The 13,812-nt window shown below is 70.7% G+C and carries 14 protein-coding genes; 4 read left to right on the forward strand and 10 right to left on the reverse strand.

The annotated features are described in order from the left end of the window. Positions 1-189: 189 nt before the first annotated feature. Entirely contained in the window at positions 190-1,683 is a 1,494-nt protein-coding gene (locus tag BM109_RS14365; RefSeq protein WP_143129165.1) for a hypothetical protein, read from the forward strand. Between the two features lie 86 nt (positions 1,684-1,769). On the opposite strand, the gene BM109_RS14370 is transcribed toward BM109_RS14365, so the two are convergent. The 3 genes from BM109_RS14370 to BM109_RS14380 form a co-directional block, all read right to left on the reverse strand. Then, positions 1,770-2,420 carry a hypothetical protein gene (locus BM109_RS14370; protein WP_093343744.1) on the reverse strand — a complete coding sequence of 217 codons (651 nt, stop codon included), beginning with the start codon at positions 2,418-2,420 and terminating at the stop codon, positions 1,770-1,772. Positions 2,421-2,616: 196 nt separating this feature from the next. Next, on the reverse strand, positions 2,617-3,630 hold the full coding sequence (locus BM109_RS14375; protein WP_093344168.1) for an alpha/beta hydrolase family protein: 1,014 nt from the start codon (positions 3,628-3,630) through the stop codon (positions 2,617-2,619). Positions 3,631-3,766: 136 nt separating this feature from the next. Beyond that, complete coding sequence (locus BM109_RS14380) at positions 3,767-4,984, reverse strand: helix-turn-helix domain-containing protein (RefSeq protein WP_093343745.1); 1,218 nt, start codon at positions 4,982-4,984, stop codon at positions 3,767-3,769. 68 nt (positions 4,985-5,052) lie between these two features. Between BM109_RS14380 and BM109_RS14385 the strand changes: the two genes are divergently transcribed. The 3 genes from BM109_RS14385 (at position 5,053) to BM109_RS14395 (ending at position 7,199) form a co-directional block, all read left to right on the forward strand. Next, entirely contained in the window at positions 5,053-5,727 is a 675-nt protein-coding gene (locus BM109_RS14385) for a 4'-phosphopantetheinyl transferase family protein (RefSeq protein ID WP_093343747.1), read from the forward strand. A 76-nt stretch (positions 5,728-5,803) separates the two neighbouring features. Then, the gene (locus BM109_RS14390; RefSeq protein ID WP_093343749.1) at positions 5,804-6,262 is read left to right on the forward strand and encodes an Rrf2 family transcriptional regulator; all 459 of its coding nucleotides are present in this window, start codon (positions 5,804-5,806) and stop codon (positions 6,260-6,262) included. Continuing rightward, on the forward strand, positions 6,255-7,199 hold the full coding sequence (locus tag BM109_RS14395) for an NAD(P)/FAD-dependent oxidoreductase (RefSeq protein WP_093343750.1): 945 nt from the start codon (positions 6,255-6,257) through the stop codon (positions 7,197-7,199). The genes BM109_RS14390 and BM109_RS14395 overlap by 8 nt, the downstream gene beginning before the upstream one ends. A 210-nt stretch (positions 7,200-7,409) precedes the next feature. Here BM109_RS14395 and fahA read toward each other — a convergent pair whose 3' ends face one another. Genes fahA through BM109_RS14430 form a run of 7 tightly spaced genes read right to left on the reverse strand, consistent with a single transcriptional unit; the run spans position 7,410 to position 13,713 of the window. Next, positions 7,410-8,744 carry a fumarylacetoacetase gene (fahA, locus tag BM109_RS14400; protein ID WP_093343752.1) on the reverse strand — a complete coding sequence of 445 codons (1,335 nt, stop codon included), beginning with the start codon at positions 8,742-8,744 and terminating at the stop codon, positions 7,410-7,412. Positions 8,745-8,757: 13 nt separating this feature from the next. Then, positions 8,758-9,564: a cyclase family protein gene (locus tag BM109_RS14405; protein ID WP_093343754.1), complete on the reverse strand. Its 807-nt coding sequence runs from the start codon at positions 9,562-9,564 to the stop codon at positions 8,758-8,760. A 56-nt stretch (positions 9,565-9,620) separates the two neighbouring features. After that, positions 9,621-10,406, reverse strand: a complete 786-nt coding sequence (locus BM109_RS14410; RefSeq protein ID WP_093343755.1) for an ABC transporter permease — start codon at positions 10,404-10,406, stop codon at positions 9,621-9,623. Continuing rightward, positions 10,403-11,173 carry an ABC transporter permease gene (locus BM109_RS14415; RefSeq protein ID WP_093343757.1) on the reverse strand — a complete coding sequence of 257 codons (771 nt, stop codon included), beginning with the start codon at positions 11,171-11,173 and terminating at the stop codon, positions 10,403-10,405. Before BM109_RS14415 ends, BM109_RS14410 begins: the two co-directional genes overlap by 4 nt. Continuing rightward, complete coding sequence (locus tag BM109_RS14420) at positions 11,166-12,023, reverse strand: ABC transporter ATP-binding protein (RefSeq protein WP_093343758.1); 858 nt, start codon at positions 12,021-12,023, stop codon at positions 11,166-11,168. Before BM109_RS14420 ends, BM109_RS14415 begins: the two co-directional genes overlap by 8 nt. After that, positions 12,020-12,964, reverse strand: a complete 945-nt coding sequence (locus tag BM109_RS14425) for an ABC transporter substrate-binding protein (protein WP_093343760.1) — start codon at positions 12,962-12,964, stop codon at positions 12,020-12,022. The genes BM109_RS14420 and BM109_RS14425 overlap by 4 nt, the downstream gene beginning before the upstream one ends. Beyond that, positions 12,961-13,713 carry a TetR/AcrR family transcriptional regulator gene (locus BM109_RS14430; protein WP_093343762.1) on the reverse strand — a complete coding sequence of 251 codons (753 nt, stop codon included), beginning with the start codon at positions 13,711-13,713 and terminating at the stop codon, positions 12,961-12,963. Before BM109_RS14430 ends, BM109_RS14425 begins: the two co-directional genes overlap by 4 nt. Positions 13,714-13,812 lie beyond the last annotated feature (99 nt).

Genomic DNA, 13,812 nt, shown 5'->3' on the forward strand with positions numbered 1-13,812 from the left:
GCTGGATGAACTGATCGGAGCCGTGGTCCGCTCGGGGAACACCCTGGCAGGGTCGACGGTGATGCGGCGAGGAAAGAAAAGGGCATCGGCCAGGTGAATTCCCGGGGGTGCCCTGTTTTTCTGGCCATCGGATCAAGACAGAAGTTGCTCGAAATGGAAGTTTCTATGAGGAAGTCATACGGGAGGCTGTTGCTGGCCGCGGTCGTCGCGCTGGGCCTGCAGGCATGCGGCGGTGGGGGAGGCGGCGGTGGTGGTGGCGTGGGTGCGTTGGGGCTGGGCGGGCTGCCGACCGTGCCCTCCGATGCCGTGACCATGACTGTGTCGGTCAATGGCAAGGTCGTGACGCCGACTCCGCCCGCGAGCGGGAAGGCCTATCCGGAAGTCCGGATCAAGGCGGGCGACCGGGTCGAGTTCTCGACGAACCTGCCGGTCCGATGGACGCCCGATGACGACCATGGTTTCGACGAAGCCATTGCCGAAAGCGACTACTACAACTCGGATGGCGGTTCGCGCTCCGCCGATCGCGGCTTCCTCAAGTTCCGCAACCTGAGCATCACCGGTACCAAGTGGTCGGCCCAGGTCGTCAACATCGATCCGAGGAGCGAGCAAGGCTGGCCCATCATCGGATGGCTGGCCAGCATTCCGTCGGGCGGCTCTTTCACGAACTCGCAGTTCGCGGCTGTCTACCTTCAGGCTTCCGCGGGTGATCCGCGCAACGGAACCTACGAGTTCTTCAGCGCCGGTGGCATCCAGAAGAAGCTTCGGCTGGATTTCGATGCCAAGGTCTACGAACTGGTTGGCAAGGACTCCCGCAAGCTCACGGGATCGTTTGCGGCCGATGACAAGGAGCCCGGCACTTTCGTCTTCGACGACAAGGGCAACGCGGTCGCCAACATCGCCCGCTTCCGCCTGGCGGCCAGCAACCCGGCAGCCTCCGCTTCGGCCGATCTGATCGTCGGCGCCCTGAAGCCCGAAGATGGCGCCGCCGCGCAACCCTTCATCGCGATGACCCGCCGGGCGTCGCCGTTGAACGCCGCAGAACTGGCGGGAACCTACAACCGGTTCAGCCTTGAGCGTGCGTACGGCGTGGGGCCGACTTCCTCGATCAACCAGTTCCGCATTTCCGGAGACGGCAGCCAGCTCGAGCTGTGTACCGAGCACTATGTCTTCGAAGTGCTTGCTTGCCCACCGTCTGGTCTCAAGACCTATACGGTCGCGGCGACGACCCCGGTCGGCTTCTGGCGTGCCACCAACATCGCGGATTCGAAGGATAGCGAGGACTTCATCGCGCTGAGGGTCAACGGCGAAGTCGTCGTACTCTCGGCCGGCAAGCTGGCCGCCGATCCGGCGAAGACTGTCTTCAGGGCCGGGCTGCCAGTCCGCTCGCAATGGCGCGATGTCGTCGCCTACGGTGCATCGACCAATGGCGGCTGGAGCAAGCTCACTGCGAGTGCGAACGCCACCAACCTGAACCGCGACACCCTCAAGTCCGATGGATCGCGCAGCAAGCTCGATTTCTCCATCCAGAACCTCGGCAGTCGCGCCGATCTGAAGGATGTCGAACCCAAGACGCCAGCGTCCGAGAATTACATCGGCATCCAGAGCACCAACCTGTCCTTGCTGATCGGTACGCCCACGCCAGCCACCACGGGCCTGTTGCAGATTCATCTGAACGAGCAGTGATCCGCCGCTGACGCGAAAAGAAGGCCCGCGACCTCGAGAGGCGCGGGCCTTTTCTCTTTCATAAGCGCAGGCGCGTGCCTGCAGGCTTACTTGCCCAGCTTCACGCCACCGCTGCCACCAGCCTGACCGGCCGCGCCGGCCCCGGTGCCGATCGGCTTGAGCGCGCCGCCCGCGGAACCGGCCGCGCCGGTCACGCCGTTCACCGCGCCGCCGACGGTATTGGTCGCACCGCCGAGCGCACCGGTCGCGCCATTGGCCGTGCCCGCCACGCCGCCCACCGCATTGGTGGCACCGTTCACGGCCCCCGTGGCGCCGCCGACCGTGTTGCCGACATTGCCCACCGCGCCGGTCGCGCCGCCGAGCACGCCGCCCACGGCATTGCCGAGGCCGCCGCCGTTCGCGTTGCCCGAGGCATTGCCACCCGCGCCGGCGTTGCCGCCAGCGCTGGTGCCATGGCCGTTCGCCTGGCCTGAAGCGGCAGCACCCCCGCCGGCGTTCGTTCCGGCATTCACGCCGGTGCCGCCGGCATTGGCGCGCGTCTGCGCCGCGGCATCGCCACGCGCGCCGGCCTGTGCGCTGCCTGCATTGCCGCCGCCCGATGCGCCCACGCCGGCGTTCACGCCCACGCCGACGCCGACGTTCGGGGTCGAGACCTGTGCGCCGGCCTGAATGCCCGCGGTGGCCAGCAGGCCTGCGAGCAGGGCGCCGAAGACGATGCGATGGTGTTGTTGTTTCATGGCTGGGATTCCTTCCTTTTCGAGTGATACGGGGATCGCTGAAAACACAGAGCCGGCAGGGTGCCGGCTCGGAATGAAACATAGGGAAGGGCGGGGTGGGGGCCGTGAGCGCCGGGGCCGCGCCTGGCTGTGGGAGCTGTCCGTCGGCGGAATCGGGGGCTCGTGCGTTAGCCCGTTCGGCGCGGAAATGGCGGTCTCAAGGCAGAAGATGGCGGCTAAAGAAGGCCGTTGTTCCGGTTTCGACCGCACGCACCGCCGCGCGGTCGAAGCCTGGCGGGTCGTTCAACAGGTCGCCGATCAGCCCATCGAGCGCTGGCGGCTGCGGCGACAGCAGCGAACCGTGGCTGCCGAGTGCCAGATCGGCCAGCAGCTCGCAGCGCGGCCGGCAGGCCGCCAGCACGGCATCGCCGTGGAAGCGCGGGATCAGCCAGCGGTCCTGCCGGGCACCGATCAGTGCCAGCGGAATGCGCGGCGTCACCAGCGAGTCCAGGTCGAAATCGGCCGCGCCCGGCACGCCGGCCACCGCGGCCGCGATGCGCGGGTCGTGGTCCTCGCGCATCCGCGTGTCGGCCGCGAAGCGGTGGCGGATCACGGTGCGCGCGCCCCAGCGCTTGAGGCCGTCGAGCGGGCCGCCGGTGAGCCGCGTGATCAGCCCGACGCAGAACTGGAAATCCTCGTCCAGGTGGGTGTCGCAATGGCGCGCGAACGCCGCCGGCGACCAGCGGCCGCCCGCGAGGCTCAGCGCCGTGTGCCCGCCGGCCGATATGCCGTAGAGGCCGACGCGGTCGAGCCGCAGCAGCGGGGCGAAGCGCGGATCGCGGCCCACGGCGTCGATCGCGCGCGAGACCTCGGCCGGCCGCTGCGTCCAGCTGTCGGGGCCGGGGTCGCTGCCGTCGCGCGCGTTGTCGGCGCGGTGCTCGGGCATCGCGACCACGAAGCCGGCCGCGACCAGGCTGCGCGCCTGGTCCACATGCACCCACGGCGCCCCGCCCGAGCCGTGCGACACCACGACCAGCCGGCCATTGCCGCGCACGGGCGCCGCGCCGGGGGCGGCGTCGAAGGCGAAGGGGCCGCGCTGCACGCGCTGCGGCGGCGACTCGGCGGGATAGAACAGCGTGACGGGGCCATCGGTGGGGGTGGCGGGAAGCTGGTCAAAGCCGAACGTGGCGGCCTGGGCCAAGCCGGCGAGGAAGGCGAAGAGCGCCAGCATGCCGGCGATCCGGCCGAGCAATGAGCAACGGTGAAGCAAGAAAACTCCTGGTGATGGAACGAAGCCGCCACGATGCCGGCGCCGCCCGGGCCGCGTCTCGCCGAAAACCGCGAGAGCGGCTTCGGGCCCGGCGATTTCAGGAATCGGCCAGCTTCTGCCGCCGGAATTCGGTCGGCGTGAGCCCGGTCGCGGCCTTGAAGGCGCGGTTGAAAGGGCCGATCGATTGGAAGCCGGCCTCGAGCGCGATGCTCAGCACCGGCCGCTCGCGCTTCGTCGGATCGGCCAGCGCCGCCAGTGCTTCCTGCAGGCGGAAGCCATTGATGTAGGCGTTGAAGTTGCGGTGGCCGAGCCGCTGGTTGATGAGCCGGCGCAGCCGGTACTCGGGCACCGCGAGCCGGGCGGCGAGCTGGGCGATGCCCAGGTCCTCGTCGCGGTAGGCGCGTTCGGCCGTCATGAGGCGGTGCAGGGCGTCGGCGAGGCGGTCCTCGGCCGGGTCGACCTCGGGCGTGGGCTCGGGCGATGCCGCCGGGGCCGGATCGGCCGGCGCGGATTCGGTGCGTTCGACGCCGGCCTCGGATCGCGGCACCGCCTCGGAAACCGTGGCCGGTTCGGCACCGGCCACCGGAACGAGGACCGCCGCGGGTTCCATCGCAGGCCATGCCGGCACGGGCGTCGCGGCCGGGAACAGGTCCGACCCCGCCAGCCGCAGCATCCGCCAGGCGACCACCGCCACGATGGCCAGCAGCAGCGCGACGTCCAGCGTCGCCATCGTTCCGCTGAGCTGCCAGCGCGGCGACTGCCAGCGCGCACCGATCATGGCGATGCTGTAGAGCGCGCCGGCCCCGACGATGAAGGCGCGCAGCCGGCGCCGCCGCTCCACCAGGTCGGCACGCCAGCGCGCGGCCGCCGCGGCCATGGCCAGCAGTGCGAACACCAGCGGCGCCGCGCGCTGCAGGCCCAGCGTCAGCGGCGCGATCGCCAGGCCGCTTCCGACCAGCACGGCGCAGTTGGCGCCCGCGAGCAGCGCCACCGCGGCCCAGGCCACGGCATGCAGCGGCCGCGGCGCGAAGTCGTCGTCGAACAGGGCCCGCGCGAACACCCAGAACAGCACCGCATTGCCCGCCGCCACCGCCACCAGCGGTGCCTGCCACAGCCGCGGCGCCCAGGCCTCGAAGGACGGCGTCGAGCCCGCCACCTGCAGCGCGAGGCCCAGCGCCAGGGCCACCCCGACGCGCGCCGCCGGCAGCCGCGGCCGGTCGCGGCCGAGCACCAGCGCCAGCAGGAGCAGCAGGGCGGTCAGCACGCCGCGCAGGGCGGCATCGAGCAGCAGGAGGGCGGGATCGGAAAGAGGCATGCGGGCGTGGCGATGAAGGCGCAGTCGTCGCGGGCCGGACGATAGCAGCGCGTGCAAGACAATGCCGCATGCGCATCCTTCCCCTGGCCGATGCCGCCCTGCCGGCCGGCATCGAGCTGTTTCGTTTCGAGCTGGACCTGGCCACCGAACCCACCGCGCTGCGCGCCGCGCTCTCGAGCGACGAGGACGCGCGGCTGCAGCGCTTCGTGCAGCGTGCCGATCGCGTGCGCTTCGCCGCCGCGCGTTCGGCGCTGCGCGGCCTGCTGGCCGAGCGCATGGGCCGCGATCCGCTCTCGCTGCGCTTCGAGGCGGATCCGCAGGGCAAGCCCTTCGTGCGCGAGGCGCCGCGCTTCAACGTCGCGCATTCGGGCACGCAGGCGTTGATCGCGCTGGCCGACCCCGCCGTGGGGCTCGAGGTCGGCGTGGACATCGAGCACCGCAGCGAGGACATCGACATCGAGGCCCTGGGCGAACTCGTGTTCACGCCCGCCGAGCGCGCCGCGCTGCGCGTGGCCGACGACCGGCTCGCGGCCTTCTACCTGCGCTGGACCGGCAAGGAGGCGGTGCTCAAGGCGATCGGCGTCGGCATCACCGAGCACCTGCAGTCGCTCGACATCGCGGCCGGCACCGGCGCGGCGATCGACATCGTCATGCGCGTGCCGGCCTGGCAGGCGGTGCGTGCGATCCGGCTCGATGCGCCCGCGGGCTATGCCGCGGCGCTCGCCTGGCATCCGGTGGCCTGAGCCGCAACCGCTTCCTTCGAAGGGGCTTTGGCCCGGCTTCGCCACGCTTTTCATTTCAAGCAACTCATAATGTTGCATGAAACGAGACAGCAAGCTTTCCGCCATCCTGCACGTGCTGCTGCACATGGCCGAGATGGACGAACCCGCGACCTCCGAGTCGCTCGCGCAGGCGATGCACACCAACCCGGTGGTGGTGCGCCGCCTCATGGCCGGGCTGCGGCAGGCCGGCTTCGTGAGCTCGGCCAAGGGCCATGGCGGCGGCTGGGTGCTGTCGTGCCCGCTGTCGAAGGTGACGCTGGCCGACATCCACGCGGCCGTGGGCGCGCCCGCGCTGCTGGCCTTCGGCAACCGCACCGAGAGCCCGGGCTGCATCGTCGAGCAGGCGGTCAACACCGCCCTCGACGGCGCCTGCCGCGAGGCCGAGGCGCTGCTGCTCGCGCGCCTGGGCCGCATCACGCTGGCCGATCTCTCGAAGGATTTCCACCGCCGCATGCACGAAGGCGGCTTCACTGCCAAGGACATTGCCCATGCCTGATTCCACGAGTTCTTCCCTCCCCTACGACGCACTGATCGTCGGCGGCAGCTTCGCGGGCCTCTCGGCCGCGATGCAGCTCGCGCGCGCACGCCGGCGCATCTGCGTGGTCGACGCGGGCCAGCCGCGCAACCGCTTCGCCGAGGCCTCGCACGGCTTCTTCGGCCATGACGGTGCGGCGCCACTGGCACTGCGCGACCAGGCGCGCGCGCAGCTGCTGGCCTATCCCTCGGTCGATTTCCTCGCGGACGCGGCAGAGACGGCGCGCGTGCTGCCGGCCGAAGAAGGCGACACCCGCTTCTCAGTCACGCTGGCTTCGGGCCAGACACTCGTGACGCGCCGGCTGCTGTTGGCCACGGGCGTGCACGACCTGCTGCCCGAGGGCATCGAAGGGCTCGCGCCGCGCTGGGGTTCCAGCGTGCTGCACTGCCCCTACTGCCATGGCTACGAGTTCATCGACCGCCGCCTCGGCGTGCTCGGCAGCGGCGAGCTGTCGGTACATCAGGCGATGCTGGTGGCCGACTGGGGACCGCTGACGCTGTTCACGCACGGCATGCCGCCGCTCGATGACAAGACGCGCGCGCAGCTCGATGCGCGCGGCATCACGCTCGACCCGGGCTGCGTGGTCGCGCTCGAAGGCCCCGCGAGCGCGCTCGAGGCGGTGCGCTTCGACGACGGGCGCCGGCTGCCTATCGACGCGCTGTTCGTGGCGCCGGCCCAGCGCCAGGGCAGCACGCTGGCCGCGCAACTCGGTTGCGCCTTCGACGAGGGACCGCTGGGCCTCGTGGTGCGCACCGATCCGATGATGAAGACGAGCTCGGTGCCCGGCGTGTTCGCGGCCGGCGATGCGGCGCTCGCGATGCAGAACGCCACGCTGGCCTCGGCCGATGGCGTGCGGGCCGGGGCCTCGCTGCACCGCTCACTGATCTTCGGCAACTGAGGGCAGAAGAAGCTTCGAGGTTTCGGCCGGCGCCCGCGCCAGGCGCCGATCTGGCGGGGCGGGAGCAGCCAGCCCGGGGCGAGCCGCCGGGCGCACGCGGGTGGCTGCGGGCGGTGCCGCACCCGCTTGCGAAATGGCTTGCCAGATCGACACCTGGATCGCCTCGGCGCGATCGCTGCTTCGCGGCAAGTCCATGGACCGCGCTCCGCTTCAGCCGCGCGCCGGCAGCACCGTGCCGCGGCTCTCGCCGAAGCCGATGCGCGCATGGCCGGGCTTCTCGCACCAGCCGCGCAGCAGCACGGCATCGCCGTCCTCGATGAAGCTGCGCTGCTCGCCGCTGTCGCCCAGCGGCACGGGCGTCTGGCCGCCGCGCGCGAGTTCGATGATGGCGCCGGCCTCGCCCTCGCCGGGGCCCGAGATGGTGCCGCTGCCGAACAGGTCGCCGGGGTTGAGCTGGCAGCCGCCCACCGTGTGGTGCGCCACCATCTGCGCCACGCTCCAGTACTGGTGGCGAAAGCTGGTGGACGACAGGCGCGACGGGCCGCGCTTCTCGGCGCGCGCCTTCTCGCTCTCGAGCCAGACCTCGAGCCGGATGTCGATCGCGCCGGCCTCGCGGTTGGCCGCATCCTCGAGGTAGGCCAGCGGCTGCGGATCGGCGGCCGCGCGCGTCCAGGGCTGGCGGTAGGGCGCGAGCGCTTCCATGGTCACGATCCAGGGCGAGATCGTGGTCGCGAAGTTCTTCGCGAGGAAGGGGCCGAGCGGCGCCATCTCCCAGAACTGGATGTCGCGCGCCGACCAGTCGTTGAGCAGGCAGATGCCGAAGATGTGTTGCTCCGCGTCCTCGAGTGCGATGGCCTCGCCGTGCGCATTGCCGGTGCCGATCCAGACGCCGAGTTCGAGTTCGTAGTCGAGCCGCGCGCAGGCCTGGTAGGTCGGTGCCTTCGCGCCCGGCGCCATCGCCTGGCCCATGGGCCGGCGGAACTGCTGGCCGCTCACGCCGATGGTCGACACGCGCCCGTGGTAGGCGATCGGGATCCAGCGGAAGTTCGAGGTCACGTCGCCGCCGGGGCTCAGCAGGCGCGTGATGTTGAGCGCATGGTCGATCGAGGTGTAGAAGTCGGTGTAGTCGCCGATGCGCGCCGGGATCGCGTACTCGGCCTCGGCCTGCGGCACCAGGCAGGCGCGCACGGCCTGCACCGCCGCCACCGGCGCATCGTTCTTCAGCAGCGCGAACAGCGCATGGCGCAGCGTCTTCCAGGCCGCGGGGCCGAGCGCGAAGAAGTCGTTGAGCGCGGGCTGCGCGGCCGCCGTGGCCGCTTCGAGCGCGAGGCCGTCGAGCTGCTGCGCCTGCACCAGCGCGGCCAGGTCGAGCACCTGGTCGCCGATCGCGACGCCGCCGCGAAAGGCCTCGCTGCCGCCGGCGCGGCGGAACACCGCATGCGGCAGGTTCTGGATCGGGAAGTCGCTGCCGTGGGTGGCCGTGGGGTTGGCCGATTCGACCCAGCTGCGGGCGTGGACGTCGTGCGTGTGATTGAGCGTGTGCATGAAAGAGGATTCCTTAGACCGAGGCCATCAATGCGTCGTCGAAGATCGCGACCGCGCGCGTCCAGCCGGCCGAGGCGCCGCGGATCTTGTGCGGGAAGCAGCTGATGAAGAAGCCCGTGGGCGGCAGCACCTCGAGGTTGTGCAGCTTCTCGATGTGGCAGTAGCCGATGTCGCGGCCGGCCTTGTGGCCTTCCCAGATCAGCGAGGCGTCGTGCGTCTCGCCGTACTTCTTGGCCGTGTGGACGAAGGGCGCGTCCCAGCTCCAGGCATCGGTGCCCGTGAGGCGCACGCCGCGCTCGAGCAGGTACATGGTCGCCTCGTAGCCCATGCCGGCGCCGGCCGAGACGTAGTCGGGGTTGCCGTAGCGCGAGCCGGCGCGCGTGTTGATCACCACGATCTCGAGCGGCTTGAGCGTGTGGCCGATGCGCTTGAGCTCGGCCTCGACATCGGCCGCGCGCACCACGTAGCCGTCGGCGAAATGGCGGAAGTCGAGTTTCACGCCGGGCTGGAAGCACCAGTCGAGCGGCACGTCGTGGATCGCGATCGCGGGCTTCTTCTCGCCGAGCGCCTTGTCCATGGTCGAGTGGAAGTGGTAGGGCGCGTCGAGGTGGGTGCCGTTGTGCGTGGACAGGTGCACCAGCTCGACCGCCCAGCCTTCGCCGTCGGGCAGGTCTTCTTTCTTGAGGCCGGGGAAGAAGGGCTCGATCTGTTCGTAGGTGTTCTCGTGCGTGAAGTACTGGATCTTCGGGCCGAAGGCCGGCGGGTCGGAGAGCACGTCGTTCTCCAGGAAGATCGAGAGGTCGACCAGTTTGCGTGGCATGGGTGGGCTCCTTGTGGGGTTTTCGTTCGAGCGGAGGGAAGAGAAGGCAACGGAAATCAGGGTTGCTGCCAGCGCAGCAGGCGCCGTTCGGCCAGGGCCAGCAGCGCATTGCTCGCGAAGCCGATGAGCCCGAGCAGCACGATGCCGGCGAACAGCTCGCTGGCGCGGAAGGCGCGCGCGGCCAGCAGGATGGCCTGGCCCAGGCCGCTTTGCGAGGCGATCATTTCGCCCACCACCGCGACGATCAGCGCGATGGTCAGCGCGAGCCGCATGCCGGCCAGGATGTCGGGCATCGCATTGGGCAGGCCCATCTTCCAGACATAGGCCGCGCGCGACATCTGCAGGCAGCGCGCCACCTCGGCCAGGCGCGGCTCCACGGCCGCGAAGCCGTGCACCGTGGCCAGCAGCACCGGCCACATCGCGCCGAAGGCGACCACGAACAGCACCATGCCGGGGTTGAGCCCGAAGATCGAGATCGCCAGCGGCAGCAGCGCCGAGGCCGGCAGTGGGCGCACGAACTCCAGCGTGGGCTGGACCCAGGCACGCACCGCGGGCGAGACGCCGATGGCCGCGCCGAGCAGCACGCCGGCCAGCGACGCCAGCAGCCAGCCCTGCACCATGCGGCCCACCGTGGCGCCGGTGAAGGCGAGCAGCTCGCCGCCGCCTTCGCCCGACAGGTTCAGCCCTTCGCGCAGGCTCGCGAAGGTGGCTTGCGGCGTCGGCAGGAACACGCGGCTGACCCAGCCCGCGTTGCTCGCGACCCACCACAGCGCGATCAGTGCCAGCAGCACGCCCAGCGCGCCGAATTGCTCCAGGCCCTTGCGTTCGGCGTGGCCGTTCATGACACGACTCCCATGCGGCGCGACACGCCGCGCTGCAGCCGCAGCATGGCCGCGTTGACCGCGAAGCCCACCACGCCGATCCAGCCCAGCCAGGCCAGCATCAGCGCGGGGTCGAAGCTCTGCTGCGCGATCATCATCGCGTAGCCCATGCCGTTGGGATTGGCCGCGATCTCCACCGTCACGGCCACCACCAGCGCCACCGCCACGCCGAGCCGCAGCGCGACGAACAGGCGCGGCACGATGGCCGGCAGCACGATCTTGAAGGCGCGCTCGCGCGCCGACAGGCCCAGCACGCGGCTGACCTCGAGCAGCCGCGGCTCGACCTGCTGCACCGCCGCCTGCACCAGCACCAGCAACGGCCAGAAGGTGGCGAAGGCGACGATCGCGAGTTCCATGCGCACGCCGAAGCCGAAGCCCAGCATCGCGAGCGGGATCAGCGCGACCGAGGGCACGGGGCGCAGCACCTCGATGGTGACCGAGCCGAGCCGGGCCGCGCGGCGCGACAGCCCGAGCACCAGCCCCAGCGCGATGCCGAGCACCGCGCCCAGCAGCAGGCCCAGCGCGGCGGTGCCGAGCGTGAAGCCGGTGGCCTGCCACAGCGAGCCGTCGAGCGCGGCGCCGGCGAAGGCCCTGGCCGCGGCGCTCGGCGGCGCCAGCGCATCGCTGCCCAAGGCGGCCGCGCGGCGCGCATACCACTCGAAGGCGCCGATCAGCAGCGCCGGAAAGACCCAGGGCCGCAGCCCGCGCACGAGCCGGTTCTCAGTCATGGCCGTGCTCGATGAAGGCGAACAGCTCGCGCCGCAGCCGCAGGTAGTCGGGATGCTCCTTGGTCGTGAGCTGGTCGCGCGGGCGCGGGATCTTCACGTCGATCATGCGCGCGAGGCTGGGCCGGCCGGGACCGGGGTTGGCCTGCAGCGCGATCACGCGGTCGCCGAGGTAGATCGCCTCCTCGAGGTCGTGCGTGACGAACAGCACCGTGAGGCCGTCCTCGCGCACCAGCCGCGCGAGCTCGTCCTGCAGACTCTGGCGCGTCAATGCGTCGAGCGCACCGAAGGGCTCGTCCATCATCATCAGCTCGGGCTTCTGCGCGAGGCAGCGCGCGATCTGCGCGCGCTGCTGCATGCCGCCCGAGAGCTGCACCGGGAACTTGTGGGCATGCTTCGCGAGCCCGACCTTGGCGAGCACGTCGGCGATGCGCGGCGCGCGCTCGGCCACCGGCACGCCGCCGGCCTCGAGCGCGAGGCTCACGTTGCCCTCGACCGTGCGCCAGGGCAGCAGCGCGCGGCCGTAGTCCTGGAACACGAAAGCCACTTCGCGCGAGGGCTCGAGCATCTTCACGCCGTTGCGCCGCACTTCGCCCGCGCTCGCGGTGACCAGCCCGCTGGCCGCGCGCAGCAGCGTGGTCTTGCCGCAGCCGCTGGGGCCGACGATGCAGACGAACTCGCCGCGCGCCACGTCGAAGGAGGTGGGCGAGAGGATCTCGCGGCCGCCGAGGCGGATGGTCACGCCGTCGAAGCGCAGGAAGGGCGCGGCATGCCGCGCGGGGCCGCTGCCCGGCAGCGCGGCGCCCGACGACAGCGCGCTGCGCGCCAGGTTGGGAACGGGCGTCGCGATCATTTGGCCACCAGCTTCGCGACGTCGATGTCCGAGCGCAGCATGCCCTGCTCCTTCATCAGGCCGGTCCAGTAGGCGAGCTGCTTCTCGCTCGCCACCGGGCCCGGCGGCGAGATCTGGATCTTCGCGAGCACGTCGGCCGGCAGCCGGGTGTACTTGCCGATCGAGGCGCGCAGCTTCGCTTCGTTCTTCGGCTGCTGCATGAAGGCCGCGGCCTCGACCAGCGCCTCGCGGAAGGCGCGCGCCGCTGCAGGGTTCTTCGCCACCCATTCGCGCTTGGCCGCGTGCACGATGGTCAGGTTGTTGTCGGGCAGGAAGGTCGAGTAGTACGAGGCCACGTAGCCCGCGCCGCTGTCGGTGATGCGGGTCATGAACGGATCGGTCGACACGACCGCATCGACCGAGCCGCCGCGCAGCAGGTCGGCATGCTGCGGGAAGGCCGCCTCGACGAAGTTGACCTTGCGGTGGTCGACGCCGCTGTCCTTGAGCCAGGCGCGGAAGGTCACGTGCAGGAAGGCGCCCAGGCCCGGCACGCCGATCTTCCTGCCCACGCAGTCCTGCGCGCTCTTGATGCCGCTGCCGGCGCGCGCCACCAGGCCCGCGCCCGTGATGGTCTTCGAGGTGAGGCCGCCGCCGGCCACTACCACCAGGTCGAGGCCGCCATCGACGGCCTGCAGGAACACCGAGGGCGTGGGGCCGCCGAGCTGCAGCGAGTCGGACTGCAGCGCCGCGGGAATGGTGGAGTTGAGCGGGATGAACTTGAGCTCGACCTCGAGGCTGCGCTTCTTGAAATAGCCTTCGTCGGCCGCCACGAACACCGAGGCGAAGTCGGTCACGGCCGTGTAGCCGAACACGATCTTCGTCAGGGGCTGGGCGCGCGCGGGCAATGCGGCGGCCGCCGATGCCGCGGCCAATGCCGACAGCAGGGTGCGTCTCTTCATCATGGTTTTTCTCTCCTGAGGGGTGCTTTCTTCTGGGGTGACTTGGCGCTCTTCGGCCGCGGCAGCGCATGGCGCAGGCCGCCGACGATGAAGTTCACGAGCGTCGGCGCCATGGCCGGATCGCCGGGCGTGTTCTCGCCGCGCGACAGGCGCGCGATGCGGCTGCTGTTCAGGTGGTTCATGAGGGCGCCGAGCGCGAACTGGTAGCCCCAGGCGATCTCGCCGCGCGTGGCATGCGGCAGCACGACGTGCAGCGCATCGATGAAGGCCTCGGCCAGCGGATCGAAGTAGGCGCGCAGCACGCGGTCGGCCTCTTCGGTGGTGTTGGCGAGTTCGCGCGCCACCAGCAGCGCGTAGTACTCGCCCTCGGGGCTCGCGCGCAGCGCCAGCACCGGCGTGGTGAAGGCCTCGATGATGCGCGGCAGCGTGCGCGCGTCGTCGGGGTCGAGGTTCACCGCCGCCAGCCCCGCGAGCCGCGCCTCGATCGAGGGGGCCCAGTGCTCGAAGATGGCGTGGAACAGCTCGTGCTTCTGGCCGTGGTAGTAGCCCACCAGCGCCAGCGGCACGCCGGCCTCCTCGGCGATCTGGCGGATCGTCACCGCGTGGTAGCCGTGCTGCGCGAACAGCTTCTCGGCCGCCAGCAGGATCGCCTGCCTGCGGTCGGGCCGTGCCGTCTCGATGGCGACAGCGGCGGCGGACGATGCGCTCGGGCGCGCGGCGCGGCGCTTGGCGGTGGGTGTGCGGGTGCTCATGGATGCGTATTGAACACTTGTACAAAAATGTTGAACACGCGTACAAACCCTGAGGTCAACCCCTCTTGAGCGCACTCCGTCACGGCGCTACGCTCGCTC

It is taken from the genome of Variovorax sp. PDC80, assembly GCF_900115375.1.
Taxonomy (GTDB): Bacteria; Pseudomonadota; Gammaproteobacteria; order Burkholderiales; family Burkholderiaceae_C; genus Variovorax.